We start from the raw sequence: 26,171 nt of genomic DNA, 5'->3' as shown, positions 1-26,171 counted from the left end.
TTCTGCAACGACGTGCTGGCATGGCAGCAAGATGCGAACAGGAGGATACCGCGCATGAAAGTAGGGTTTATCGGGCTGGGGAATGTAGGGGGCAAGCTATCTGGATCGCTGCTACGAAACGGTATCGATCTGACGGTTCATGACCTGAACCCGGATCTGGTGACCGAATTCGTCGCCAAGGGTGCCAAAGCCGCCAAAAGCCCGGCGCAACTGATGCGCGATTGCGATGCTGTTATAACCTGTTTGCCTTCTCCTGCGGCCTCGGATGCGGTGATGCAGGAAATGTTGCCAGAGGTCGGCCCTGGCAAAATCTGGATGGAAATGTCGACCACTGACGAAGCCGAAGTCAAACGCCTTGGCGCAATGGTCATCGAACGAGGCGGCGCAGCGGTGGATTGCCCGGTTTCGGGCGGATGTCACCGGGCAGCGACGGGTAATATCTCGATCTTCGCAGGCTGTGATCGCGAGACTTTTGAACGTATCCTGCCATTCCTGACCACCATGGGGCGGCGCATTTTGCACACGGGCGATCTGGGCTCGGCCTCTGTTCTGAAGGTGTTGACCAATTATCTGGCGACCGCCAACCTGATCACCTGCGCCGAGGCATTGGTGACAGCCAAGGCCGCCGGCATGGACCTTGGAACCACCTATGAGGCGATCAAGATATCGTCAGGCACATCCTTCGTGCACGAGACCGAAAGTCAGGTCATCCTGAACGGCTCGCGCGATATTTCCTTCACCATGGACCTGGTGAAAAAAGATATCGGTCTGTTTCAGGAGGTCGCCGACCGTGCCGGAGTTCCCCTTGAGATAAACCCATTGATGATCAAGATTTTCGAAGATGGCATCGCGCGATATGGTGAGCGTGAACTGTCCCCGAACATCATCAGGCGGCTAGAGGACGCGACCGGACTGGAGATCCAGGCGCCAGGGTTTCCAACCGAGATGCTGGACGACGAGCCAGAAGAACCGGGTTACGAGGTGATCCCACAGAATCGGTAGATAGATTAATCGGCAAGCATTGCGGCTGTCTGGCGACCTGGTTGGACAAAATTCTGGTGCTATTCTAAATAGGTCGACAGGAGTCCGACACCGGCACAGGCAAGAGAACAACTTATGACGAATGAGACCTTTCTCATCGTAACAACGATGAAAAACGAAGGGCCTTTCATGATCGATTGGGTGGCCTACAACCACGCAATCGGCTTTGATGACATTCTGATTTATACCAATGATTGCGCTGATGGTACCGATGCCATGGGCGAACGGTTGCAAGTGCTTGGCTGGGCTCACCACCAACGAAACAGACTGGGTCCGCGCGCTGCGCCGCAGGTTCGTGCATTTTCGCTTGCGCGGAATCACCCAAGCTATCTGTCATCGGATTGGATTCTAAGTTTGGATGTGGACGAGTATATCAATATCCGTTTGCCCAATAGTGATATAAGAAGCCTCGTTGAGGCCAGCGGCGTGGCGGATGCGATCTCGATCTGCTGGCGCATGTTCGGAAACGCGGGTCAGAACGATTTCGTTGATCGACCTGTACCTGAGACTTTCTTTCTGGCCGCCACGGAAGACGGCTATCCGCATCACCGGACCAAAGGGTTCAAAACGCTGTTCCGCAACAACGGAAAATTCAGCCGTTTTCGCGCCCATCGTCCCAGGATCAATCCAGAAGATGCACCGAACCCTGACGCGCCATACGAAGGCGTGTTGTGGCGGGATTCGGGCGGGAACCTCTACCCAGCAGACCAAGTGAAATGGAAAGCATGGCGTGGTTTCAGCCATGAATTCGCGCGCATTCATCATTATGCTGTGCGCAGCACTGATAGCTTTTTGGTCAAGCGCGACCGTGGGCGCACCAATCATGTGGGGCAGGATCAAGGGCTCAAATACTGGCTCATGATGAACCACAATGATGTTGAGGATCGCTCAATTCTGGAACATATGCCGGCTATGCACGACATCAAAGCTGAGATGATGGCAGATCCGCAATTGGCAGACCTCCATCACCAAGCATGTGAGTGGCACAGGTCGAAAGCCGAAGAATTGAGAGCCAGACCGGACTGGGTTGATCTGGTTGAAGCGTTGCAAAATTCCTCAACCGGAGAAGACGTCTATGGGTGAAGCTGTATCTGCTGAGGATCGCCGCAAGAAGCAAGCTGAGCAGCGCGAGCGGAAGGATTCCCTGCGGCGCGAAATGCTCAAGACCATGCCGCATGGACGGCTGAGCGTTGAAATTGGCGTTTGGAAGGGCGAATTTTCGCGGATTCTGCTGGAAGAGCTGCAGCCCTCGAAATTGTGCCTCATCGATCCCTGGCAAGTACAGCAAGACCCAGATGGCGGTGCTTCGCTTGCCGGAGCGCGCACGCAGAAGGATATGGATCGAATATACGAGGCAGTAACGGGTAAATACAGCACCGAGATCGCCAAGGGGCAAATTTCGATCATTCGCGACTATTCGCGACCGGCGCTAAGCCTGTTTGAAGATCAGAGCATCGGGTTTGCCTATTTGGACGGCGACCATTCCTACGAGGGCGTAAAAACGGATCTGGATGCTTTGCTGCCCAAGATGATCGAAGGCGGCGTAATCATGCTTGACGATTATCACAGGCGCGGTTGGTGGAAAGATGACGTGATGCGTGCGTTCCACGAATTCCTCGGGGCAAATTCTGCGGGGCTGCGGCTCAAGGCCATCATGGGGGCGCAGGTGGCCGTCGAGAAACTTTGAGCCGAGATCATTTTTCTGATTATAGATTCGTGCGACGTAACCCAGGCTGGCTAGTGTCTTCCAGCGTCAACAGTGTTAAGCAACAAGTTCAGCGATGACGGATAGGGTTGTTGTCTAAGTCCGATCATCTTTGAATAGCGGCACTTTCCCAGGCAGACAGGAACTTTCTGCGCTTCAGCGCATCGAGGAACGTCAACAACGCAGGGTCCAGCGCTATCGCTGCGCTTTCGGTCGTGGAGTCCTGCGTGTCCAGAAGTGGCAGTGCTGCCAGTGATTCCGGATTCAGCGTGGTCAGGTGCCGGACAAAGGTTTCCGCTTCCTCCGGCAAGCGGCTTTTGCCAGTTACCATGGCGGTTCGCATCATCGTCGTCTGAAAATCCGAAGGCAGAATGATCTGAAGGGCATCCTTTCCTTCTGTTCGTACCGCCGCATAACTGCCAAGCACGTTGTAGGCCACCGCGATTGTACCATCCGCCAGGTCGTTAATCATGTCGCCCGAACAACAATAAAGCCGCACATCCAGGCCGCCCAATACCTCCATCAGTCGCCAATAGGTCTCCGAGGCGCGGGCGTCCTGCGTCGCGAACAAATAGCCCAATCCCGACTGGCGCACGTCATAAGTGCCGACCTTGCCCCGAAAATCATCCGGGCGGGCACGCAGCGCTTCGATCAGTTCCTGCCGCGTTTGCGGCATTGGTTGTCCTTCGAACGCGGTGCGGTTGACAACGATGGTTGCGGGTTCCGAAGTGAAGGCGAACAGGCTTTGATGCCATTGCGCCCAAGGGGGGTGCGGAAGATCGTTAAGCGCCAGCGCATATCCGTCATTCGCGAGCTTCAGTTGCAGGTCCATCGCGCTGGAAACGACAATGTCGAACGCTTCTGGCGTGGCTCGGACGCGTCGGTCGATATCGGCCGTGCCGGTCACCAGATATTCGACCGATATCGCTGGATTCTGGGCGACGAAATCCTCGATCAGCGGCGCAAACAGGGCGGTATCGGTGCTGGAAATGACCCGCAGTCGGGGGCCGTCGGCACTTTCGTTGAATATTTGTCGGTCTTCCCAATCCTGAGCCCCTGCGCCGCTGGCGAACAGGCATAGGATCAGAGTGACAAGATAACGCATGCGCCGCCCTCCGCTTTGTTTGACAGTACCAGCGTGCCACCATGGGCGACCGCGACGTCCTGGGCAATGGTTAGCCCGAGGCCCGATCCGATGGTTCCTGCCGCGTTCTGACCACGTTCGAAACGTCTTGTGAGCGTTTCGATTTCATCGGGCGGAAAGCCTGGCCCCTGGTCGCTGACCGTGATCCGGGCTCTGGGTGATCCTGCGACATCGATGACCACGGTACTGTCCGCTGGCGCATATTTAAGCGCATTGTCTACCATGTTCCGCACCGCATTTTGGATGAGGATGGGGTCGCCCGAATACATGACCTGCGGATCGCCGGTCAAAGCAAGCGAAAGGTCTTTCATTTCAGCGATGGGCGTCAAGCGCTGGACAAGCTCTCGGATCAGAGTCACCAGATCGATATCCTCGCGCTCCAGATGGTCGGCGCGGAATGTGATCATGGCGTGATCCAGTAGTTGCCCCGCAGCCCTAGAGCTTTCGTCGATGGCGCGCATCATTGATCTTAACGCCTCGCGGTTGTCTTCTCTCTCGACCCGTTGCAGCGTCGCCTCGGCATAAGACCTGACCGTTGCCAGCGGGGTGCGGACCCTATGGGCGGCCTCGGCGATAAAGTCCTCGGATTGGCTGAGAGACTGGTCCAGGCGTCCCATAAGCGAATTCAGCGATGACACCAAAGGCGCCATTTCACGCGGTACTGGTTTTTTGAATGGGCTGAGATCTTGCGGTCCCCGACGGGTGACGGATGTCGTTAATCTGTCGAGCTGACCAATGGTGGCCGAACTCACCCAGAAGGACAATACAGCCGCAAGCACAAAGAACCCCAATCCCAAAAGGCCGGCATTGCGTGAGATTTGATCCAGCGTCTCCGACAGCGCATCTTGGGTCTGTCCCAAGGCCACTTCGATTTCTGTCTGATTTCCCAGCCCGACCAGTGTGCGGCTGGCACTGACCTGACGAACGTTTTCACCACGCACCTCACCGAAGCGAAAGGTCCACTTTCCATCAGCGGGTCCTTGAGTTGGGGTCAGGTCTTCGTAGCCGGACAGGAACTCGCCATCCTGAAAGATCGCATAAAACACCCGGTCGTCCGACGGCGTGCTCAGCATTGAAAAGGCAGCATAGGGGATATCGACTTCAAGCTCGCCTCCGCGCAGCGCCGCGGCGTCGAGGATCGAGGTGACTGAGGCACCCAGAATGTTGTCCTGACCTTGCTGGGCAACCTGAACTGCATAGTCGCGGACAGCAAAGAACAGCACAAGGGCCAGAATCGCGGCACCGCCGATTAGCGTTAGCGCAAGACGGTTTCGTAGTGATCCGGAAACGTTTGGATTAGTTGCCATGATCCAGCCTGTAGCCCAAACCGCGCAACGTTGTGATCCTGAGGTCCGATTTTTCCAGATGCTTTCGCAGTCGGCCGACATAGACCTCGATGGCATTGTCCGAAACATTGTCGTCGTAGGAGAACAACCGGTCCGCCAGCTTCTGCTTAGAAAACACCTGACCGGGGGCGTTGATCAGCAGTTCCAACAAGCGCAGTTCGCGGTTGCGAAGCGAGACGATGTCGTCGCCCACCGTCAAATGACCCGCAACCGGATCAAAGACGACGCCGCCAATTTCAATCGTCGTTTTGGTCTTGCCGGATTTGCGTCTAAGCACTGCGCGGCAGCGCGCCTCAAGTTCGGCATGGTCGAAGGGCTTGGTGACATAATCGTCCGCCCCAAGATCGAGTGAGCCGATTCGATCCGACACTTGACTGCGGGCGGTCAGAACGATGACAGGTGTGTCCAGATGGCTGGCGCGATGCCGTTTGAGGAAATCGCGCCCGTCCCCGTCGGGAAGCATGATGTCCAGCAGGATCAGGTCATACTCATCGATTTCAACAAAGGCCACAGCATCTTCTATTTTCTCTGCGTGATCAACCACATGCCCGTCCAGTCGCATGCGCGAACTTATGGCATTGGCGAGGTCCAGATTGTCTTCGACCAAGAGGAATTTCATCGGGATCCAATAGTAATTTCACCCATGACAGGTTGATGTCAGGTTGATGTGTTTAGGTTTCGAATAATCTGAGCCGCACTGCGGCCGGTTGTCAAACGGGAGGAATTCATGACGACAATCAAACTGGGCCGTCGCGCCCTGATCGCGGCTGTGACCGCTATTGGTCTGGCTGGACCGACTTTCGCTGAAGAGGTCGTAGATAGCATCCACTTTCTGATCCCCGGTGGCGCAGGAGGCGGCTGGGACGGCACGGCCCGTGGCACCGGTGAGGCGCTGACGAATGCGGGTCTCGTGGGAACTGCATCCTACGAAAACATGTCGGGCGGCGGCGGTGGTAAAGCCATAGGATATCTGATCGAAAACGCCGACAGCAACCACGGCACGCTTATGGTCAACTCGACCCCGATCGTGATCCGCTCTCTGACCGGAGTGTTCCCGCACAATTTCCGCGACCTGACACTGGTCTCGGGCACGATTGGCGATTACGCCGCGATTGTTGTGGGCAAAGACAGCCCCATCAATTCAATGGCGGACCTGCTAGCCGCGTATGACGCCGATCCAAGTACAACGGCCATTGGCGGCGGTTCTGTGCCGGGTGGGATGGACCATCTGGTCGCGGCCATGGTTATGGAAGCGGCAGGCAAGGACGCTTTGGGCGTGAAGTACATCCCCTATGATGCAGGTGGCAAAGCGATGGCCGCGCTTCTGTCCGGTGAGATTGCCGCGCTGTCGACCGGTTTCTCGGAGGCTGTCGATCTGGCGAATGCGGGTGAGGTGAAGATCATTGGCGTCACCGCGGAAGAGCGCGTGGATGCAGCCCCTGATGCGCAGACCATGAAAGAGCAGGGCATCGACACAACTTTCGTGAACTGGCGTGGGTTCTTTGCTGCTCCTGGTCTGCCCGAGGACAAGCTGGTCGCTTATCAAGAAGCCATCGCCAAGATGTATGACACACCTGAGTGGGAAGAGGTCCGCGCCCGTAACGGTTGGGTGAACATCCACAACTCGGGTGCTGATTTCCAATCGTTCCTGGAACAGCAGGAAAAGCAGATCGGCGATCTGATGAAAAAGTTGGGTTTCCTGTAAGGATACCTCGGGCAGAGCGGGCAACCGCTCTGCCTCAACCAACAATAAATCAAAGGAGGGGGAAACATGGCGTTGGATCGCTGGATCGCGCTCGTTTTGCTGGGCATATGCCTGACATATGGCTACACCGCCTGGTTCACGATGGATGGCAGTCTGCCCCCCTTCATGCAGCGCAACCCCATTTGGCCGAGCACCTTTCCCAAGGTGCTGTCGATTTTGGGGATAATTGCCACAACGATTATTCTGCTGGGCTTTGAAAAGGCTGAGCCCAAAGAGGCTGATATCGATTATCGGAGGCTGGGCGAATATCACCTAGGCCAGGCGCTGCTGTTACTGGCTTTGATGGTTGCCTATGCGCTGTGCCTGCGTCCGGTTGGATTTCTGATCTCGACATCCGGGTTCCTGATCCTCGGTTCTTTCATTCTGGGCGAACGCAAATGGCACGTCATGCTGCCGGTTGCCGTAATCGCTACAGGTTCAGTCTGGTACCTCGTGCAAGAGGTTCTTGGCATCTACATGCGACCCTTGCCGGGCGTTTTCGGAGGCTGACATGCTTGAAGGATTGTTGATCGGCCTACAAACGGCATTCTCCATCCAAAACCTGTTGATGGTCATAGCGGGCTGTCTGATTGGTACATTCATCGGCATGCTGCCCGGTCTTGGGCCGATGTCGATCATCGCCATTATGATTCCGGTCGCCATTTCGATGGGCGATCCGTCCGCCGCATTGATCCTGCTTGCCGGTGTCTATTACGGCGCGATCTTTGGTGGCTCGACATCTTCCATTCTTCTGAACGCGCCGGGGGTCGCGGGAACCGTGGCCTCAAGCTTCGACGGCTATCCGATGGCTCGTCAGGGCAAAGCCGGGAAGGCGCTCACAGTTGCCGCTATCGCCAGTTTCGCCGGGGGTACGATAGGCGCGCTGCTACTGATGGTCTTTGCGCCTGCATTATCCTCGGTCGCACTGCTGTTCCACTCGGCTGAGTACTTTGCCTTGATGGTAGTGGGTCTGTCCGCCATCGCCGCTTTTGCGGGAACCGGACAGGTGGCCAAGGCAATTGTCATGACCATTCTCGGGCTGATCATGGCCACCGTCGGCGAGGGCGCGCTGTTCAACTTGCCGCGTTTCACGATGGGGATCATGGATCTGCAGTCCGGCTTTGGTTTCATCACGCTTGCAATGGCGATGTTTGCCCTGCCCGAAGCGCTGTTTCTGGTTCTCAAACCCAAGGACCTGCAAGGCGACGAAGGCGAAATCAAGGACCTGCGCATCACAGGATCCGAGGCAAAGGCCATCGCTCCGGTGGTTGGTCGCCAATCTGTGCAGGGTTTCTTTATCGGTGTGCTTCCGGGGGCGGGGGCAACGATTGCCAGTTTCCTTGGCTATGCGGTTGAACGCAATATTGCCCCGAAAGAAGAGCAGGAAGAGTTCGGCAAAGGCTCGATCAAAGGTCTGGCAGCACCCGAGACAGCTAACAATGCTGCCTGTACCGGTTCCTTTGTTCCGTTGCTGACGCTCGGCATTCCAGGTTCCGGAACTACGGCCATTTTGTTGGGCGCACTGATCGCGCTGAATGTGACACCGGGTCCGCGCCTGATGATCGACGAGCCACAGGTATTCTGGGCTGTCATCATGTCGATGTTCATTGGCAATCTGGTGCTGCTGATCCTGAACCTGCCGTTGATCCCCTATATCGCCAAGGTGCTTGCAGTACCGCGCAACTATCTGATCCCGTTCATTTTGTTCTTCACCCTCATGGGGGCCTATATCGGGCAGAACAATGCCACGGAACTGCTGATATTGGTGGGCTTTGGCGTCTGCGCCACGGCACTGAAATTTGCCGATTACCCTCTGGCACCGCTGCTGATCGGTTTCATCCTTGGTGGCATGATGGAGGATAACTTTGCCCGCTCCATGCAGCTGTATGACGGCATCGCCTTTATCTGGGAACGTCCGATGACGCTGGGCCTGTTGGTGATTGCCCTCCTTCTGGTGCTGTTGCCCAGTTACCGCGCACGTCGCGCCAAGGCTCGAGCGGCAGGCGTGGCCGATGGCGACTGAGCCACTTTCAGGCATCCGGGTTCTTGACCTGACTAATGTCCTGGCCGGGCCGTATTGTTGCTACCAACTGGCCCTGATGGGGGCCGAAGTGATCAAGGTCGAACGCCCCGGCAGCGGAGATCTGGCCCGTGTGCTGGGGGCGGATCCTGATCGGAACAAGGCCGGCATGGGCATCAGCTTTCTGGCGCAGAATGCAGACAAGAAATCCGTGACTTTGGATATGAAGGCTGATCGGGGAAAGGCTCTGCTCAATCGGCTGGTCAAGACTGCCGATGTGCTGGTCGAGAACTTCCGGCCCGGCGTGATGGACCGGCTTGGGCTGGGGTATCAGGTTCTGCGTGCCGAGAACCCCAGACTGATTTATTGTGCCATCAGCGGGTTTGGTCAGGATGGACCACGCCGGGATGACCCGGCCTATGACCAGATCGTGCAGGGGATCAGCGGTGTCATGTCAATCACAGGTGCGTCGGATACCGCGCCTTACCGGGTCGGCTATCCTCTGGCAGATACCGTCGGCGGGATGACGGCGGCCTTTGCCATAAGCGCGGCCTTGAATGCCAACCCGCGCGGGGCATTCCTTGATGTCGCAATGAGCGAGGCGGTGGTTTCGACCATGGGGTGGGTGGTGTCCAACTATCTGGTCGGTGGTGTGACTCCTGCGCCGCATGGGAACGAAAACACAACCTCGGCCCCGTCCGGAACTTTTGCCACATCCGACAACCCTATTAATATCGCCGCCAATCGCGACGAACAATGGCATGCGCTCGCCCAACATCTGGGCCGCGCCGACCTTTTGACGCATCCGGACTATCTAACCCGCGAGGATCGCAAGACCAACCGGCATGAATTGCGCCAAGAACTGGAACGCACTCTTTCTACCCGTCCAGCCAGTGATTGGGTCCAAGAGTTGAATGCGTTGGGTGTACCGGCCGGGCCGGTGATGACGGTGCCGCAGGCTTTGTCCGACGACCAACTCTCAGGTCGCGGGCTGATTGGAACTCTGTCGGCGCACGGAGAGAGTTTACGCCTTGCGGGCAGCCCAGTGGTCATTGATGGCGCACGCTGCATGCCACGATCCGCACCACCGGATATTGGGGCCGACAACCTCTCGATTTGGGCCGAGCTTGGACTGTCGGACGCAGAGATCGAAACGTTGCGACATGAGAGGGTGATATGAGCGATGTTGCCGATTGGTGGCACACCGCCATCATCGATATGGAGCCCGGGCGCATTGAACTGCGTGGCCAGCCGATTCAAGACCTGATCGGCAATCTGGGTTTCGCTGAAATGATTTGGTTGATGGTGCGGGGTGACAGACCGACACCTGCGCAGGCTCGATTGTTCGAGGCCGCTTTGGTCGCCGCCGTGGATCACGGCCCGCAAGCCCCCTCGATCGCGGCTGCACGAATGGCGGTGACCTGCGGGCTGTCTCTTAACAACGCGATGGCGAGTGCTGTTAACATGCTGGGTGACATCCATGGTGGTGCCGGCGAGCAGGCGATGGAGCTTTATCACTTTGTAGACGCCCATGCCGAAGGCCCAGAACAGGCATTGGACGACTGGATCGCCGAACGAGGGAAGATACTGCCGGGTTTCGGGCATCGGTTCCATACACCGACGGACCCGCGCGCACCCCGGCTAATGGCCCTGGTTGCTGATGCGGTCGAACAGGACGCCTGTGAGGGTCGGTTCATGAAAGTCGGGCAAGCCTTGGAAACCGACCTGATGCGCCGGAAAGGCAAGCCGGTGCCGATGAATATCGATGGTGTCACGGCAGTGATCTATGCAGAGCTAGGCTTTGCCCCGCCATTGGCACGAGGCTTGTTTTGCCTTTCGCGGTCGGTCGGTATTCTGGCCCATGCCTGGGAGCAGACCCAGCAAGGGGGACGCAACAAAGGTCCTACGCCGCCCCACTACCGCTGGACTTATCTAGGCGATTGAAGTTGAGGTATGCCGCCTGTCGTTCCTCATGGCTTCGGATTCCTTTTATCCAGATTCTGAAACACGGCGACATAGTTTGTCGCCAGCGCCTTCGCCTTGCAGCCAACACCGTCCAGAACTGCGTAGTACAGGAGCTGGATAATTTGGGTGAAGTGACGTCGCAGCTGACACAGTTAGGACTGGCATAGCGTGTTGTCGTTTTCCAGGAAAATGCGCACAAGGCGGAAAACGTAATCGCCCTAAGTCAATGATCTAGATTGAATTGGAGGCGAGTACCGGAATCGAACCGGTGTACACGGATTTGCAATCCGCTGCGTCACCACTCCGCCAACTCGCCTTTTTAAGCAATATCAATAACTTGCCGTGGTGTGAGGGGCGTTCTATCAGCTTTCAGGTTGAACGTCCATAGCCTTGAGGGCGATTATTTCTGTCTTGTTTGGAAATTTGACAATACCCCAATGGTACGTTTTTGCCGCGCCCGGAAATGCAATCTGGCCCGTTGCTGCAGGCAGGCGGATGTGGCAAAAGCCAGATAACAGTCTGATAAGGAATGAGCGATCACATGACAGATTTCGCAGCCCGGCGCCTTACGATGGTTGATACTCAGGTCAGGCCCTCGGATGTGACCAAGTTCCCTATCATTGATGCGATGCTGAGCGTTGCGCGCGAAAATTTCGTGCCTGATGCGCAACGTGAGGCAGCCTATGTTGGTGATCTGGTCGAGTTGGGTGATGGACGTTGTTTGCTTGAGCCCAGGACGCTGGCTAAGATGTTGGACGCAGTCAACATTTCCAATGATGAAGTGGTGCTGGATATCGCGCCGGGGCTGGGTTACTCAACCGCAATTGCCGCGCGAATGGCAGAGTTGGTTGTGGCCGTGGAATCCGACCCGGCATTGGCGGCTGAAGCTCAGACGCTTCTGATGGAAGCTGATGTAGACAACGCCATTGTTCATGAAGGACCGCTTGAACAAGGCGCGGTTGAGCATGGACCCTACGATGTGATCATGATTCAGGGTGGGGTCGAGCAGCTTTCAGACACTTTGCTGGATCAACTCAAGGATGGGGGCCGGATCATTTGCCTGTTCATGGAGGGTGATCTTGGCACGGTTCGTATGGGTCTCAAGTCCTCAGGCCGTGTCTCGTGGCGATTTGCATTCAATGCTAGCGCACCGATTTTGCCCGCATTTTGCGCTGAGTGTGCATTTTCGCTATAGTTGGTAATAGAAGTATTTTGATGCCTTGATTACTTGAAAACACCGGCGCAAACTGCGCTGGTGGTTGCGTAATTTCGATTTGAGAGGACTTAGTTATGCGCGGGACGACGACAGGAAAGCTGGTCAAAGGCCTGACTTTGGCTGCTGGTGTTGCATTAAGTGTGATGCCCGGAAGGTCGGTTTGGGCAGATAATCTGACCGATGCATTCATCGGCGCGTATAACACCAGCGGCCTGCTTGAGCAGAACCGTGCCTTGTTACGCGCAGCGGATGAAGATGTCGCCATTGCGCTCTCGGCGCTGCGTCCGATCATCAACTGGACCGTGCGGGTGAGCCGGGATTACACGCGCACCAATACGAGCAGCTTGATCACGACGCGCGAGCCTTCGAGCTTTTTTTCCGGTCTCACGCTGAGCCAGTTGATCTATGACGGTGGCGCTTCCATCCTTGGCAAGCAATCGGCGCAGGAAACTGTGCTATCCACCCGTCAGTCTCTTATTGATATTGAACAACAAATCCTGATCAGAGCCGCGAACGCCTATCTGGGTGTTCTGCTGCAGGAAGAAACGGTTGCGATCCGCCAGAACAACGTGGAAGTGTCGGCGGAAGAACTGCGCGCATCACAGGATCGCTTTGAAGTAGGTGAGGTTACACGTACCGACGTTGCCCTGTCCGAGGCACAATTGGCCAGCTCTCAGGCCGATTTGGCGGTCGCACGTGGTAACCTGAGCATTGCGCAGGCTGAATACGTAAACGCCGTTGGCAAGACACCTGGGCGGACAGCTGGTCAGCCAAGGCTGCCCAACCTGCCGCGTTCAGAGGCGGATGCGGTGAATTTGGCTCAGCGTAACCACCCTGCGATTCTTTCCGCACAGCATCAGGTGCGTGCGCTGGACCTGATCGTGCAGCAGCAGCGTGCAAATCTGGGTCCGAATGTCAGCCTGAATGCGGATGCGGGCATTACCGAGAGCTACGACAATGACGATTACATCAACGATGCGACGATCTCACTGAACTTCAATCAGCCGATCTATTCTGGTGGCGGTCTGGCGGCAGCGGTGCGTCGTGCGATGGCAACTCGTGATGCGTCGCGTGCCAACCTTCTGAACGTTCAGAAAGACATCACACAAGGTGTTGCCGATCGCTATGCTGCGTTTCAGGCGGCAACTGCAAGCCTGCGGGCGTCAACGGAACGGGTTCGTGCTTCGCAGGTGGCGTTTGACGGTATTCGTGAAGAAGCAACGTTGGGTGCACGGACGACCTTGGACGTCCTGAATGCCCAGCAGGATTTGCTGGACGCGCAATTGGCCGAGGTAGCATCCCGGACCGAGCGGTCGCGGGCGGCATATGAACTGCTGCAGGCCCAGGGGCTGTTGACGGCAGAGCGTTTGGGTCTTGCAGTGCAAATCTATGATCCGACCCTGTATTACAACCTCGTGAAAAAGGCGCCGTCGCAGGTCAGTAAGCAAAGCCGCGATCTGGATCGAGTGCTCAAGGCATTGCGCCGCGACTAAAGGGCATCGCTACCTGTTGTGGCGCTGGCTCAGATTGGCTACAATCGGGCCTAGGTTAGAGCGGTAGAAAATAATGTCAGATCGTGTTGTAAGCGCCAATATTCAGGACGTTCTTTCGTCGGTTAAGCGAATGGTCGACGAGGACGCGCATGACGAATCAGAATTCATATTTGTTCCGACGGCCCCGGCTGCCAAGCCGGGCCGGTTGGTTTTAACGGATGCGCTGCGCGTCAGCAATGAACCGCTGATCGCCAAGAAGGCCGGGCCCTTGAAACTGATGCCCCAGCATAGCGCGGGTGACAGTACCCCAAAGCAGGCCGCAAATGCGCCAAGTAACCCTGCCGAACCGATGCGGCTGCAACCCAGCGATATTGTGCGCGCTGGTGATGTCGACGCCAAGGCAGACGCACCAAAGCGCGACCTAGCGGGAAGCCTCAGCGCCAAGATTGAAGCTTTGGAAGCTGCTATCGCGCGCACCGAGGATCAGTGGGAGCCCGATGGCGAGAGCGATGACGACTACTCTGGCACTAAGACGCAGGCTGTTGAATGGCCGGCAGACAGAGCTTTTGCGCAGTCTCAGGCGGCTGAACCAAAACCCGAAGCCACATTTATTCGCGACCCGGAGGTGGTGGAAGATATGGCACAGAAGCCGACCGATGTGACAATCGGAGAAGAGGAATTGCGCGAACTCGTCGCCCAGATCGTCCGGGAAGAGCTGCAGGGCGCGCTGGGCGAACGGATCACGAAAAACCTGCGCAAGATGGTTCGGCGTGAGATCACGCGGGCGATCGCCGCAGCGGATGTTGACTGAGGTCTAAATGGTGCGTGGCGTCTGCGCCATCGCGAGAAGCAGATCCAGATCCATATGCTGTTCCAGATGGTCGGCAAGGTCGTCCAGCACTTGTTCGACGCCGTCTTCGTAAGCTGTTTCCGATGTCACGCCCAGCTCTGCCAGATAGCTGGCGCGAAACGTGTCCGAGGTGAAAATCCCATGCAGATAGCTGCCGCGTATGCGCCCATTGGCGCTGGCGGCACCTTCCGGGCGACCTTCGATCTGCAGCCAGGCCCGAGCGCAATCCGGGCCATCAGTACGGCCCATGTGGATCTCATATCCGCTGACGGGTTCATGACCGGGCAGGGCGGTTGCTGAGCGCAGGATAACCTGCTTTTCTCCGGCCATTGTCGTGCTGACATCCAGCAATCCCAACCCTTCGACCTGACCGGGGCGTCCATCGACGCCATCGGGGTCCGAGATGGTTTTGCCCAGCATCTGATAACCCCCGCACAGGCCCAGAACATGACCCCCGCGGCGGACATGGGCATAAAGGTCGATATCCCAGCCCTGCGCCCGGAAATAGGCCAGATCGCCGATTGTAGACTTGCTGCCCGGCAACAGCACCAGATCGGCATCTCCGGGCAGGGGACGGCCTGCTGGGATGATCTCGACCGTAACGCCCGGTTCGGCGGAAAGCGGGTCGAGATCGTCGAAATTGGCCATCCGCTCAAGCTGAGGCACAGCGATCTTGCATGCCCCTCCGGTATGAGAGCGGATGTCCATCATGTCTTCTGCCGGCAGCTTCCATGCATCATGGAACCAGGGCACCACGCCCATACAGGGCCAGCCGGTCCGGGATGCGATATCGTCGCGCCCTTCATCGAACAGGGAGACATCGCCTTTGAAGCGGTTGATTGCAAAACCCCGGATCATCGCAAGGTCCTCGGCCTCCAAGACGGCTTGCGTCCCCACGATCTGAGCGATCACGCCACCCCGATGAATGTCGCCCACCAGAACCACCGGAACCTGTGCGGCACAGGCAAATCCCATATTGGCGATGTCACCCTTGCGCAGATTAGTTTCTGCCGGACTACCCGCGCCTTCGATCAACACCAGATCAGCGTCGCAGCAAAGCCTTTCAAAGCTTTCCAGAGCCGCCCCCAGTAGCTTAGACTTGTCCTTGCGATAATCGCCCGCCTTCATTGTACCTGCGCGCTGGCCCTGAAGAATGATCTGCGCGCCGGTATCAGTTTCGGGTTTGAGCAGGATTGGGTTCATATCCGTATGCGTCGGTCGTTTGGCCGCCCGCGCCTGCAGGGCTTGCGCGCGCCCGATTTCGCCGCCGTTTTCCGTAACAGCGGCGTTGTTCGACATGTTCTGCGGCTTGAACGGAGCCACGCGCAACCCGCGTCGCGTATAGGCGCGGGCCAACCCGGCCACTAAAACCGATTTGCCGACATTGCTGCCGGTGCCTTGAATCATGATGGACCGCGCCATGGCCTGTCTCCTATGCTCGGGCGCAGATGATCTGATTTAAGGCCAAAGGAAAAGCCCCATATGAATACGCCTGCGCATCTTTTGATTGGTGCTGCTGTTTTTGCCCGCCCGGCCCGGGGCGCGACGCTATGGGCAGCTCTGTTTGGGTCCTTGTTGCCGGATTTGTCGCTATACCTGATGGCCGGCGTTTCGCTGCACATCCTGAACATCCCGGCACAGGTGGTGTTTGATCAGCTTTACTTTTCACCCGCGTGGCAAACCGTATTCGCCATCGATAACTCGTTTATTTTGTGGGGAGTGGCACTTGCACTCGGGCTGTGGCGCGGCTGGCACCTGCTGACCATTGGCGCATCCGCAGGGATACTTCATTTGGTGATGGATTTCTTATTGCACGCAGGCGATGGCCGACCACAGTTCTGGCCGATCAGTTCATGGGTCTTTCACAGTCCGATCAGCTATTGGGACAGCACACATCATGCGGCTTGGATCGCGCCGATCTCAGTGACGATTTGCATTGCCGCCTATGTGGTGCTTTGGCAGCGCGGCCTGTCGGTTTCGGCAAAACTGTTCTTTGCGCTGTTACTGGCGGCCGAGCTTTGGGTGGCGTGGCAATGGATCATGTATTTTTGATCTGACCAATCAGCCCAAAGAAAAACGCGCCCCGATGTCAGGGCGCGTTTTTTCAATCGGATGCGGGGAACAATCAGGCAGCTTCGGCCTGCTGAGCCGCATTCCGGCGTTCGCTTTCTTCGCGGGACAGGGCGACAGACGTCCGTACGCCGCGACCAACAAATTCCATCAGCCCGCCTACAACCCGCTCATTGGGGTCGATGCCGGCGCACGATAGTACTTCGCGCCCATCGCGCGAACGCGCCCAACGGGCAATTTGTTCCGGTCCGTTGCCATACTTCTTGTCGTCGGCGATGGCATCATCCAAAGCAGCCAGTACAACGGCTGCGAAAAGTTTGCGTGCACGATTGCCTTGTTCGTTGTTAAAGGCAGTGCCGTCAACGAAATCTCTCATCTCGTCTTTCCTGTTTTTCTTGCTCTTGCAATTTTCGGCGTGACGGTCCTTATGACCTATTACATGCGATTCGGATACACCTAAAATGCATAGTTGCGTTGCGTCATTTGCATGGCTCGCTGCAGGTGCAGCACTAGGTTTCGTTGTCTTGTCAGGTGTGGTCACGCCAGATATAGGGACCAGAACTGACGCATCAACCGTTTGTGAAGGATTTAAGTCATGCCCAAGATAAATGGGAACGAAATTCGCCCCGGCAATGTGCTTGAGCATAATGACGGACTGTGGGCGGCGGTCAAAGTGGATCACGTAAAGCCCGGCAAAGGCGGAGCTTTTGCCCAGGTCGAGCTGCGCAACCTGCGCAATGGCTCAAAGCTGAACGAACGCTTCCGTTCGGCCGACAAGGTCGAACGCGTGCGCCTTGAGCAGAAGGATCAGCAGTTCCTGTACGAATCCGATGGCATGCTGGTGTTCATGGACTCCGAGACCTACGAGCAGATCGAACTGCCTTCGGAACTGCTGGGTGAGCGCCGCCCGTTTCTGCAGGACGGCATGACTATCGTTGTGGAGTTTTATGAAAGCGAGGCGCTGAACGCCACGCTGCCCCAAAAAGTGACCTGCAAGATCGTCGAGACCGAGCCGGTTGTGAAGGGTCAGACTGCGGCGAACTCGTTTAAGCCAGCGGTTCTGGACAATGGCGTCAAGGTCATGGTGCCGCCTTTTATCGGGCAGGATGAGATGATCGTAGTGAATACCGAGACCATGGAATATTCCGAACGCGCGTAAGCGGACGATAGTTCGGTGCAAAAGGGTCGCTCTGCGGCCCTTTTTTAGGTCCGAATGCGATAGCGCTCGGGATGATCTCCAAACAGCTCCAGCATCAGTTCGTACTTGATGCGATTGGCGCTGACCTGTCGGTAGAACGCGATCAAGAAAGCGGTCGGGCCTTGAATGCGTCCGAGACCGCTTATCGCGGCCACGACGGTGCCGACATCGGTTTTACCCTGCAACACTAGCCAGCCGCCCAGCATCAGAATCCCAACAGTCCCTGCGCCGTTGATGACACTCAGCAGGAACTTGGCCGAGAGTTTCCAGATGAACATCTTGCGGCGGGTCTCGAATATCTCGTCGAACTGTTTCTCAATCGCTCGCGATGCCGCCTCAATATCCTCGTGCGTCAAGCGGTCGGTCGCGCTGCGCAGGATTCGAACACGCTCGGCCACGAAGATGTTCACTTTTCGCTGAGAGGCCAGAACGATAATGATCTGCGGAACGATCATGGAAAGTGCAATCAAGCCCAACCCCGGTTGGGTGGAAGAGATGTAGCCGATTACGCTGATCAATGTGCCGATTTGCACCACGGGGTCAGAAAATGCACCGCCTGCGAACTTGCCCAGCTCTTCCGCCTCAGCGGATACGGCCGTTGTCATCGTGCCCGAACGAAGGTCTTGCCCCTCTTCGCTGAGATCGATTGATCGGGCAAGCAACCGTCCCCGGATCAGTCGGATGATGTCCTCGCCCAGCGTTCCAGAGCGATACCCGAGCACCCATTTCAACGTAAGGCTCAACAGGATGACGCCCATCATCCCGGCGCCCAGCAACAGCAGGCGATCCACTTCGATGCTATCAGATGTCAGGTGATTGACGATGTCGCGCTGGAACTCAAGCGGAGCGGCCGCCAGCGCAGCCACCGCCAATGACAGCAGAATAAGGATGATTTGCCGTCCGGCGCTGACACGCCATATCGCGGTATAGAGGCGAAACATGCAAGTATCCCGTTAGGCCAATTGCAGTCAGTGATACCGCGCGGCCCGGCGGCGTCAAATACGCAAACAGTTTCAAAAGAATGGGCGTGCCGGTTCAGCAACAAAATCAACCTGGCAGTTTTAGCGTCGCGCCACCCGCCTGCATGTCGTCCCCCGCGCGATCCAGCCGAAGGTATGCGATCGCCTTTCCGCCAGACTGTGTAAACAACACCCCGGCGGGTTTACCACTGGAGTGAATCTCGGTCCCGACCGGAGCGGTGCCCGCGATCTCGACAACGCGCAAACCTTTGCGCAACTCAGTCTTGTGCTTCATGCGCGCGGTGACCTCTTGTCCGACATAGCAGCCCTTCTTGAAGTCCAAGCCATTCAGCGCCTCGAACCCGGACTCAAGAATATAGCTGTCTGGCGTCAGTTCGATGCTGGTTTCGGGGATACAGTGACGGACGCGGATCGCATCCCAGTCCGTACCGTCATCACTTTCCAGAGCGGTAGAATAAGCGCGCCATCCCAGATCAGGATGCCGCGGGTCGGGTAGGGCGCCCTCGGGCGCGGGGCCGGTGCCGCGTTGTACGTTCAGGTCGGTCTGGTCGATGGTCACATCTGCACGCAGCTTGTACATCGTCAGTCGTTTGGCAAGCCCGTCGGCCAGCACTTCGGCCACATCCAGCAGCACCGACTCACCGTCTCGTTTGAGAAAGAAGTCAGCCAGGTACTTGCCCTGCGGGGTCAGAAGGGCGGCGTAGACCAGCCCGTCGTCCAGCCGCTGCACGTCATTTGTGATCAGCCCCTGCAGAAAGCTATCAGTATCGTTGCCGGTCAGGCGCAGAATGCGGCGATTGGACATGGGTTGATCCTCGTCAATTCGTCTGGCTTCGTGATATAGGAAATCGCGCCGCCATGACCAGAGGGTTTCAGACGTGTCCGCCCCGATCAGCATCGTGATTCCGACCCTGAATTCGGGGCATTCCCTGCCGGGAACGCTGCAGGCTTTGATGGAAGGGCTTCATTCAGGCCTGATCCGAGAGTTAATCGTGACCGATGGCGGCTCAGATGACCCAACACTTGAGATGGCGGATGAAGCCGGAGCCATGATCGTAACAGGTCCGGCGTCAAGGGGAGGGCAGTTGCAAAGGGGGTGTGCCAAAGCATCTGGCGACTGGCTGCTGATCCTGCATGCCGACACCGAGTTGCAGTCAGGCTGGAGCGCCATCGTGGCAGAGCATCTGCGTTCGCACAGACCAGCAGCCTTCCGATTGCGGTTTCGCGTCAGTGGGATTGGTGCCCGCTGGGTTGCTGGTTGGGCCAACCTGCGTAGCAGAGTGTTTGGTTTGCCCTACGGCGATCAGGGGCTGTTGGTACGCCGCAGGGATTATGACTCTGTCGGAGGATTCCCAGATCAGCCACTGATGGAGGATGTCGCCTTGATCCGCGCTTTGCCGCGCCCGGTGCTGTTGAAAGCAGACGCGGTTACGAGTGCGGAACGCTATATCCGTCAGGGTTGGATTCGGCGGGGCGCGCGGAACCTTTGGACTCTGGCGCGGTACTTTCTGGGGGCTGATCCGCATCTGCTGGCGCAGTCGTATCGGCGTTGAAGGCGGTGCGCAGTTCAACGATGGATTTGCCCAGACGGAACGGTGCAGCAAAACTTACCAGACATAGGGCAATGATCTGCAGTACCAAAATATGCGCATTCGCCTGCAGATATTCCCATTCATCCTTGAGCTTGCCGACCTGTTCGATCAGATCGTCATAGCTTTGGGCCAGGATCAGATAATCACCAGCAATCGCAGGCACCTTGCGCCGCATGTTGTCAATTGCGGTTTGTGTATCATCGTCCAGAGATGTGAAGACGAGAAATTGATCGATGCTGAAGGCATCCGCTTTCGCGGCCATCTCGCGGGCCTCATCCATGTCATCACTCGACGTGCGGCCGAATAGAAAATGCAGGCCTTGAAGCGGGGCTACTTCGTTCGTGACCGCGATAAACAACGGTAAATCGGCATTGCTTGCGGTTGAGGCGGACAGAAACTCTACCTTTTCGCACAAAACAGCTGTATCCGGGTCGTAAGCGGGGTCACAGAACCTCAGCCGAAACCGCGCGGCATCACGGTCGAATGCAAGCGTGGCGGCATAAGCAACGTCGATCTGCCGGTCCAGCCGCGAACTGTCCGAGGTGTAAAGCCCGGCCAACACGGCGACCAGTGCACCGATCCCACCCAATACGACCCAGACCAGATCCGCCAGTTTCCACGCCCGATGCCCTGCAGGTTTGCGGAACAGAAATCCTGTGCCAAACAGGCCGATCATAAAGGCCAGTATCAGCAGAGGTAATTGGTTTTCAGCGATGAATGTCATACGCCGGAGTGTACGGTCTGCGCAGCATCTGACAACAGGGCTCACGCGCAGTTGTACCTTATGAAACGTCGCTACCTGACGTCAGGACCCCGAGCTTTGGCCGAACTTGCGAAACAGCTTCGTCCGGTCAAAGGCCTGCTCTAACTCGTCCGTGCGCTGCTTGACACTGTCCCAGAGACGTTCCTGCATTTCGGCAATGGCGCATTCCAATAGCACCATCAGCGAAGTCATGGAATCCCAGGCCGAAGGCACTGCGATCCTTACCGCAAAGGTGTGTTTGGCCAGCCGGTGGATGGGGGATCGCCATTGATCCGTCAGCAGGACAACCTCGGCCCCGCGTTCATGGCAAAGCTGTCCGATCAGCAAAGTGGTGTTCTCATAGCGCCGCACATCCAAGGCCACCAGCACGTCGCCTTCGCGCACTTCGAGCAGATCGTGAGTCCACGACGCTGCATCTGACAGCAGCTTCACATCAGGACGGATCATCTGCAGGTGGAGGTAGAGATATTGCGCCAGGGTCCCGGTTATGCGTCCGCCGGTGATGAAAACACGCCGTTTGGGATCGCAAAGCATACGGCAGAAACTGTCAAACTCATCCGGGTCGACCTCATCAATCGAACGCCGCTGGTTCTCAAGCGCTTGGCGGGAGTAGCGGTTGAGAATGTGTTCTTCAGGTAAGTCATTCTGCCAGACATCCCGTTTGGCGACGGGCCCCGAGATCATCTCTTTCACTTCGCTGCGTATCGCGGACTGAAACTGCGGATAGCCATCAAAGCCGGTTTTCTGAAGCATCCGCGCAACCGTGGCGGTCGAAACCGAGGCGATACTGGCCAGCTCGGTAATGCTGCCAAGCCCTGCCATGGGGTAATCATCCAGCAGCACGTTGACCAACTGCCGCTCGGTCGGTGTCATCATTTCGCGATGCGCAAGGAGCCTTTCTGTCACTCGCACGGAATACTCCTTTCCCTTTCTACCCATGTTTATGTGGAAAATTTGACAATGCAATCTGACTTGGGGAATTTTATACAGGAAATTTATTGACAGGTTAAGAACCTCTGTGGAATTTTTTCCAAATGGAATCACGTAGCGCCACTCTCACCTCTGCTCAGCCTGATTTCGGTCCCGTCGTTCACATCGACGACGCGCCGGAAGAGCCTTCGGTTGTGGTGGTGTGCGAACACGCCTCACATCGTATCCCGGACGGACTGGGGGACATGGGACTAAGTGCCGAGGCCCTGCGCAGCCATATCGCGTGGGACCCGGGCGCGCTGCCGGTTGCAAAGGCACTGGCCCAGCAGTTGAACGGCGTGCTGGTGCATGGCGGGGTGTCGAGGCTGGTTTATGACTGCAACCGCCCTCCCGAAGCCCCCGATGCTATGCCGGAATGCAGTGAAGACACACCGATCCCGGCGAACCTTGAACTGAGCGCCAATGCGCGTCAGCAGCGGATCGAAGGCGTATATGTGCCGTTTTGCCAAGGGCTGGAGGATGTTCTGATCCGTCATCACCGCACGCTAAAACTCATGGTGACGGTTCATAGTTTCACGCCGATATACCGCGGAACACCGCGCGATGTTGAGCTTGGTTTGCTGCATGGCCAGGACGCCCGCTTTGCCAAGGCGATGTTGGCCAGCGCCGCGCACGAGCTGCCCCTGGTTACTCGATTGAACGAACCCTATTCGGCGGCAGACGGGGTGGCGCACACTTTGGATCTTCACGCAGCGCCCAACGGATTGTTAAACGTCATGATCGAGATCCGGAATGATCTGATTCAGACAGCCGAGCAGCAGCGGGTCATGGCCGATTGTCTGGCCCCGTGGATCAATCGTACCATTGCTCCGTTCTGTAGCGGGGTGGGCGAATGATCAAGGCAATGTCAGCATATGTGCGTGTAGTCGATGCGGTGAACTACCGGATCGGGCGGGTCATGATGTGGGGCCTGTTCGTGATGATGGGCATCCTGCTGTGGTCCTCGATCTCGAAGACCTTCTTTCTGCCTTCGCTCTGGACGCTAGAAATGGCGCAGTTTGCGATGGTGACCTATTACATCATGGGGGGGCCGTATTCGATCCAACTGGGTTCGAACGTGCGAATGGATCTGTTTTATCATAATTGGAGCCATCGCCGGAAAGCCTGGTTCGATGCCTTCACGGTACTGCTGCTGATCCTTTATCTGGGTGTACTGTTCTACGGTGGGCTTGGATCCACGGCGTACAGCCTGGGCTATTGGGGTGATGAGCCTGTCGCCTATTTCACAGGCCTTCTGACCGCCAGCGAAGAGGTCGGACGGCTAGAACGATCCTCCACCGCGTGGCGGCCATACATCTGGCCGGTCAAGGCGATCATGGTCTTCGGCTTCTTCCTGATGCTGCTGCAGGCGATATCAGAATTTTTCAAAGACATTGCGCGGATCAACGGGCAAGAGATCGGGGCAGCGCGGGCATGAGCCAGGAATTTATCGCAATCTTCATGTTCGCTTCGATGATGCTGATGCTGTTCACCGGGCAGCGCGTCTTTGGTGCAATTGGTGCCGTCGCAGCTATTGCGGCACTGGCGCTCTGGGGGACAGGCGGGCAGGATATTCCGTTTTCGGCGGCGATGAAGCTGATGAAATGGTACCCGCTGCTGACCCTGCCGATGTTCATCTTCATGGGCTATGTCCTGAGCGAAAGTCGTCTGGCCGATGACCTCTATCGCATGTTCCACGTCTGGATGGGGCCGGTGAACGGTGGGCTTGCCATCGGCACCATCGGCCTGATGGTGCTGGTCTCGGCGATGAACGGGCTCAGCGTGGCAGGTATGGCCATCGGGGCGACGATTGCGCTGCCTGAACTGCTGCGGCGCGGATACGACAAGACCATGGTGACGGGGGTCATTCAGGCCGGGTCGAGCTTGGGCATTCTTGTGCCGCCCTCGGTAGTTCTGGTGCTTTATGCCATGATCGCGCGGCAACCCGTCGGTCAACTTTGGCTGGCAGGCATTGTGCCGGGGCTGCTGATGGCGTCTTTGTTCATCCTCTACATCTGGATTCGTTGCCGGCTTCAACCGCATCTGGGACCAGCGATGGAAGACGCGCACGAGGTCCCGAGGTCCGAGAAACTCCGTCTGCTCTGGGCCGGGGCACTGCCATTGATGATTTTCGCTGCGATGATGCTGCCGTTCGTGAACGGTTGGACCTCATTGGTAGAAAGTTCGGCCATCGGAGCGTTGGCGGCGCTTGTGGCGTCAGTCCTCAAACGTCGGATGACGTGGAAGATTTTCGAGGACTGTACCAAGCAAACATTGGCTATCTCGTGCATGTTCATGTGGATCATCCTTGCGGCGCTGGGCTTCGGCGCGGTGTTTGACGGGCTGGGCGCGGTCAAGGCCATCGAGAACCTGTTCACCGAGCAGTTGGGGCTGTCACCGTGGCTGATCCTGATCCTGATGCAGCTCAGCTTTATCATCATGGGCACGTTCCTGGACGACACCGCAATGCTCGTCATCGTGGCGCCACTCTATGTGCCGCTCGTGGGGGCGCTTGGTTTCGATCTGATCTGGTACGGTGTACTTTACACCATCACCACCCAGATCGCGTACATGACGCCGCCCTTCGGCTATAACCTGTTCCTGATGCGCGCAATGGCTCCGCCAGAAATCAGCCTGCGCGACATCTACCGCTCAATCGTGCCCTTTGTCGGGGTGATGATCCTGGCGCTCGCAATAATCATGATATTCCCCGAGATCGCCTTGTGGCTGCCCGGGTATGTTTACGGAAATTAACCAGAAGGCCCGACACACGGGTACCCAAACTTAAACGGAGAGGAAATTGACATGACGACAAGACGTAAGTTTCTGAAAACTGCGGGGGTAGGGGTTGCGGCGGCACCTTTGGCAACGCCTGCACTGGCGCAAAGCACGATTACATGGCGGATGCAGACATATGCCGGTCCTGCACTGGCCGAGCATGTGATCGACCCGGCTATCAAGATGTTCAACCAGATCGCTGGTGACCGTATGCAGATCGAGCTGTTCTACGCCGATCAACTGGTCCCGACCGGAGAGCTGTTCCGCGCTATGCAGAAGGGAACCATCGACGCGGTTCAATCGGATGATGACTCGATGGCTTCGCCCACCGAAGTCACTGTTTTCGGCGGCTACTTCCCGTTCGCTTCGCGCTATTCGCTGGACGTACCGGTGCTGTTCAACCAGTGGGGCTTGAACGAAATCTGGGACGAAGAGTATTCGAAGGTTGGCGTTAAACACATCAGCGCCGGCGCGTGGGACCCGTGTCACTTTGCGACCAAGGATCCGATCAATTCGCTGGAGGATATGAAGGGCAAACGCATCTTCACCTTCCCGACAGCAGGCCGGTTCCTCAGCCAGTTTGGCGTTGTTCCCGTCACGCTGCCGTGGGAAGACATCGAAGTTGCAGTTCAAACCGGCGAGTTGGACGGTATTGCCTGGTCGGGCATCACCGAAGACTACACCGTGGGTTGGGCGGATGTGACTAACTACTTCCTAACCAACAACATTTCGGGGGCCTGGGCCGGCCACTTCTTTGCCAATATGGATCGCTGGAACGAGCTGCCGGAAGATCTGCAAACTCTGTTCAAGGTCTGCTGTGACCAGTCGCACTACTACCGCCAGTGGTGGTATTGGGGCGGCGAGGCCAACCTGCGGGTTAACGGTACCAAGATGCAATTGACGACCATCCCGGATGAAGAGTGGGCGACGGTTGAAGAAGCTGCTGTTAAGTTCTGGGACGAAATTGCTGCGGAATCCGAGACCAAGGCAAAGGTCGTGGATATCTTCAAGCGCTACAACGCTGAAATGCTCAAGGCCGGGCGGCCCTATCGTTACGGATAAAACACTGGACCGGCCCGTTCTTTCGCGGGCCGGTCGTTACAGGGACAAAGAATTTTCGTCGAAAATTCTCGCATATCACAGAGGTATTGCATGCTGACATTCGAGCATCTTAAGGCGCAGATTTCTGCCGGGGAAATCGACACCGTATTGGTTTGTCTGGTTGACATGCAGGGCCGTTTGATGGGGAAGCGGTTTCATGCGGGTCATTTTGTTGCGGGGGCGTGGGAAGAGACGC

26 protein-coding genes, 1 tRNA gene and 1 pseudogene are annotated in these 26,171 nt (G+C 57.0%); 19 read left to right on the top strand and 9 right to left on the bottom strand.

Going from position 1 to position 26,171, the window contains the following annotated elements:
- Window positions 1–15: 15 nt before the first annotated feature.
- From ACR0JG_RS00140 to ACR0JG_RS00130, 3 genes are all read left to right on the top strand, one after another.
- Window positions 16–1,002 carry an NAD(P)-dependent oxidoreductase gene (locus ACR0JG_RS00140; protein WP_480439222.1) on the top strand — a complete coding sequence of 329 codons (987 nt, stop codon included), beginning with the start codon at window positions 16–18 and terminating at the stop codon, window positions 1,000–1,002.
- A 114-nt stretch (window positions 1,003–1,116) separates the two neighbouring features.
- Window positions 1,117–2,124, top strand: a complete 1,008-nt coding sequence (locus tag ACR0JG_RS00135) for a glycosyltransferase family 2 protein (RefSeq protein WP_480567147.1) — start codon at window positions 1,117–1,119, stop codon at window positions 2,122–2,124.
- Window positions 2,117–2,728: a class I SAM-dependent methyltransferase gene (locus ACR0JG_RS00130; RefSeq protein WP_170420951.1), complete on the top strand. Its 612-nt coding sequence runs from the start codon at window positions 2,117–2,119 to the stop codon at window positions 2,726–2,728. Before ACR0JG_RS00135 ends, ACR0JG_RS00130 begins: the two co-directional genes overlap by 8 nt.
- A 124-nt stretch (window positions 2,729–2,852) precedes the next feature.
- Here ACR0JG_RS00130 and ACR0JG_RS00125 read toward each other — a convergent pair whose 3' ends face one another.
- From ACR0JG_RS00125 to ACR0JG_RS00115, 3 genes are read right to left on the bottom strand one after another with little or no spacing between them, the layout of a single operon-like run.
- Complete coding sequence (locus tag ACR0JG_RS00125; RefSeq protein WP_480567146.1) at window positions 2,853–3,851, bottom strand: ABC transporter substrate-binding protein; 999 nt, start codon at window positions 3,849–3,851, stop codon at window positions 2,853–2,855.
- Window positions 3,830–5,197: a sensor histidine kinase gene (locus ACR0JG_RS00120; protein WP_480567145.1), complete on the bottom strand. Its 1,368-nt coding sequence runs from the start codon at window positions 5,195–5,197 to the stop codon at window positions 3,830–3,832. The genes ACR0JG_RS00125 and ACR0JG_RS00120 overlap by 22 nt, the downstream gene beginning before the upstream one ends.
- Complete coding sequence (locus tag ACR0JG_RS00115) at window positions 5,187–5,855, bottom strand: response regulator transcription factor (RefSeq protein ID WP_170420955.1); 669 nt, start codon at window positions 5,853–5,855, stop codon at window positions 5,187–5,189. The genes ACR0JG_RS00120 and ACR0JG_RS00115 overlap by 11 nt, the downstream gene beginning before the upstream one ends.
- Window positions 5,856–5,963: 108 nt before the next feature.
- Here ACR0JG_RS00115 and ACR0JG_RS00110 point away from each other — a divergent pair, with 108 nt between their 5' ends.
- The 5 genes from ACR0JG_RS00110 to ACR0JG_RS00090 all read left to right on the top strand — a co-directional run bounded on the left by ACR0JG_RS00110 (window position 5,964) and on the right by ACR0JG_RS00090 (window position 10,944).
- The gene (locus tag ACR0JG_RS00110) at window positions 5,964–6,941 is read left to right on the top strand and encodes a tripartite tricarboxylate transporter substrate-binding protein (protein WP_170391824.1); all 978 of its coding nucleotides are present in this window, start codon (window positions 5,964–5,966) and stop codon (window positions 6,939–6,941) included.
- A 66-nt stretch (window positions 6,942–7,007) separates the two neighbouring features.
- Window positions 7,008–7,490 (top strand): tripartite tricarboxylate transporter TctB family protein, encoded by a 483-nt coding sequence (locus ACR0JG_RS00105; RefSeq protein ID WP_170401217.1) that lies wholly within the window; start codon window positions 7,008–7,010, stop codon window positions 7,488–7,490.
- Window position 7,491: 1 nt separating this feature from the next.
- Window positions 7,492–9,003 (top strand): tripartite tricarboxylate transporter permease, encoded by a 1,512-nt coding sequence (locus ACR0JG_RS00100; RefSeq protein WP_170391820.1) that lies wholly within the window; start codon window positions 7,492–7,494, stop codon window positions 9,001–9,003.
- A complete protein-coding gene (locus tag ACR0JG_RS00095) occupies window positions 8,993–10,180 on the top strand; it encodes a CaiB/BaiF CoA transferase family protein (protein ID WP_480567144.1) in 1,188 nt (395 codons plus the stop codon). The genes ACR0JG_RS00100 and ACR0JG_RS00095 overlap by 11 nt, the downstream gene beginning before the upstream one ends.
- Window positions 10,177–10,944 carry a citryl-CoA lyase gene (locus ACR0JG_RS00090; RefSeq protein WP_480567143.1) on the top strand — a complete coding sequence of 256 codons (768 nt, stop codon included), beginning with the start codon at window positions 10,177–10,179 and terminating at the stop codon, window positions 10,942–10,944. Before ACR0JG_RS00095 ends, ACR0JG_RS00090 begins: the two co-directional genes overlap by 4 nt.
- A 263-nt stretch (window positions 10,945–11,207) precedes the next feature.
- Here the strand turns inward: ACR0JG_RS00090 and ACR0JG_RS00085 are convergent.
- Window positions 11,208–11,281 (bottom strand) — tRNA-Cys (locus ACR0JG_RS00085).
- A 225-nt stretch (window positions 11,282–11,506) separates the two neighbouring features.
- On the opposite strand from ACR0JG_RS00085, the gene ACR0JG_RS00080 reads away from it, so the two are divergent.
- The 3 genes from ACR0JG_RS00080 (at window position 11,507) to ACR0JG_RS00070 (ending at window position 14,485) form a co-directional block, all read left to right on the top strand.
- Window positions 11,507–12,160 carry a protein-L-isoaspartate O-methyltransferase family protein gene (locus ACR0JG_RS00080; RefSeq protein WP_170401191.1) on the top strand — a complete coding sequence of 218 codons (654 nt, stop codon included), beginning with the start codon at window positions 11,507–11,509 and terminating at the stop codon, window positions 12,158–12,160.
- A gap of 95 nt (window positions 12,161–12,255) precedes the next feature.
- Entirely contained in the window at window positions 12,256–13,674 is a 1,419-nt protein-coding gene (locus ACR0JG_RS00075) for a TolC family outer membrane protein (protein WP_170391809.1), read from the top strand.
- A gap of 73 nt (window positions 13,675–13,747) precedes the next feature.
- On the top strand, window positions 13,748–14,485 hold the full coding sequence (locus ACR0JG_RS00070) for a hypothetical protein (protein WP_480567142.1): 738 nt from the start codon (window positions 13,748–13,750) through the stop codon (window positions 14,483–14,485).
- Between the two features lie 3 nt (window positions 14,486–14,488).
- Here ACR0JG_RS00070 and ACR0JG_RS00065 read toward each other — a convergent pair whose 3' ends face one another.
- Window positions 14,489–15,946, bottom strand: a complete 1,458-nt coding sequence (locus tag ACR0JG_RS00065) for a cobyric acid synthase (RefSeq protein WP_480567141.1) — start codon at window positions 15,944–15,946, stop codon at window positions 14,489–14,491.
- A 60-nt stretch (window positions 15,947–16,006) separates the two neighbouring features.
- On the opposite strand from ACR0JG_RS00065, the gene ACR0JG_RS00060 reads away from it, so the two are divergent.
- The gene (locus ACR0JG_RS00060) at window positions 16,007–16,576 is read left to right on the top strand and encodes a cobalamin biosynthesis protein CobQ (protein WP_170391803.1); all 570 of its coding nucleotides are present in this window, start codon (window positions 16,007–16,009) and stop codon (window positions 16,574–16,576) included.
- Window positions 16,577–16,649: 73 nt separating this feature from the next.
- Here ACR0JG_RS00060 and ACR0JG_RS00055 read toward each other — a convergent pair whose 3' ends face one another.
- Window positions 16,650–16,970: a DUF6280 family protein gene (locus tag ACR0JG_RS00055; RefSeq protein ID WP_008757056.1), complete on the bottom strand. Its 321-nt coding sequence runs from the start codon at window positions 16,968–16,970 to the stop codon at window positions 16,650–16,652.
- A gap of 219 nt (window positions 16,971–17,189) precedes the next feature.
- On the opposite strand from ACR0JG_RS00055, the gene efp reads away from it, so the two are divergent.
- Window positions 17,190–17,753, top strand: a complete 564-nt coding sequence (efp, locus tag ACR0JG_RS00050; protein ID WP_170391801.1) for an elongation factor P — start codon at window positions 17,190–17,192, stop codon at window positions 17,751–17,753.
- Window positions 17,754–17,797: 44 nt separating this feature from the next.
- Here efp and ACR0JG_RS00045 read toward each other — a convergent pair whose 3' ends face one another.
- Both ACR0JG_RS00045 and ygfZ read right to left on the bottom strand, forming a co-directional pair.
- Window positions 17,798–18,733, bottom strand: a complete 936-nt coding sequence (locus tag ACR0JG_RS00045; RefSeq protein WP_170391799.1) for an ABC transporter transmembrane domain-containing protein — start codon at window positions 18,731–18,733, stop codon at window positions 17,798–17,800.
- Window positions 18,734–18,839: 106 nt separating this feature from the next.
- Entirely contained in the window at window positions 18,840–19,577 is a 738-nt protein-coding gene (gene ygfZ / locus ACR0JG_RS00040) for a CAF17-like 4Fe-4S cluster assembly/insertion protein YgfZ (RefSeq protein WP_480567139.1), read from the bottom strand.
- Between the two features lie 73 nt (window positions 19,578–19,650).
- On the opposite strand from ygfZ, the gene ACR0JG_RS00035 reads away from it, so the two are divergent.
- Entirely contained in the window at window positions 19,651–20,325 is a 675-nt protein-coding gene (locus ACR0JG_RS00035) for a TIGR04283 family arsenosugar biosynthesis glycosyltransferase (protein ID WP_170401181.1), read from the top strand.
- An 844-nt stretch (window positions 20,326–21,169) separates the two neighbouring features.
- Here the strand turns inward: ACR0JG_RS00035 and ACR0JG_RS00030 are convergent.
- Complete coding sequence (locus ACR0JG_RS00030) at window positions 21,170–22,033, bottom strand: MurR/RpiR family transcriptional regulator (protein ID WP_255611699.1); 864 nt, start codon at window positions 22,031–22,033, stop codon at window positions 21,170–21,172.
- A gap of 128 nt (window positions 22,034–22,161) precedes the next feature.
- Here ACR0JG_RS00030 and ACR0JG_RS00025 point away from each other — a divergent pair, with 128 nt between their 5' ends.
- From ACR0JG_RS00025 to ACR0JG_RS00005, 5 genes and pseudogenes are all read left to right on the top strand, one after another.
- Window positions 22,162–22,953 (top strand): N-formylglutamate amidohydrolase, encoded by a 792-nt coding sequence (locus tag ACR0JG_RS00025; RefSeq protein ID WP_170801825.1) that lies wholly within the window; start codon window positions 22,162–22,164, stop codon window positions 22,951–22,953.
- Window positions 22,950–23,534, top strand: coding sequence for a TRAP transporter small permease subunit (locus tag ACR0JG_RS00020; protein ID WP_480567138.1), 585 nt, complete (start codon window positions 22,950–22,952; stop codon window positions 23,532–23,534). Before ACR0JG_RS00025 ends, ACR0JG_RS00020 begins: the two co-directional genes overlap by 4 nt.
- Entirely contained in the window at window positions 23,531–24,850 is a 1,320-nt protein-coding gene (locus ACR0JG_RS00015) for a TRAP transporter large permease (RefSeq protein WP_170391787.1), read from the top strand. The genes ACR0JG_RS00020 and ACR0JG_RS00015 overlap by 4 nt, the downstream gene beginning before the upstream one ends.
- 51 nt (window positions 24,851–24,901) lie before the next feature.
- Window positions 24,902–25,936, top strand: a complete 1,035-nt coding sequence (locus tag ACR0JG_RS00010) for a TRAP transporter substrate-binding protein (protein WP_170391784.1) — start codon at window positions 24,902–24,904, stop codon at window positions 25,934–25,936.
- 90 nt (window positions 25,937–26,026) lie between these two features.
- Window positions 26,027–26,171, top strand: a pseudogene (locus tag ACR0JG_RS00005) (glutamine synthetase); the annotation flags it as partial.

The organism is Ruegeria sp. AD5 (genome assembly GCF_056542345.1).
The sequence above is the reverse complement of the archived record's forward strand: the minus strand, read 5'-3'. Positions and strand labels throughout refer to the sequence as shown.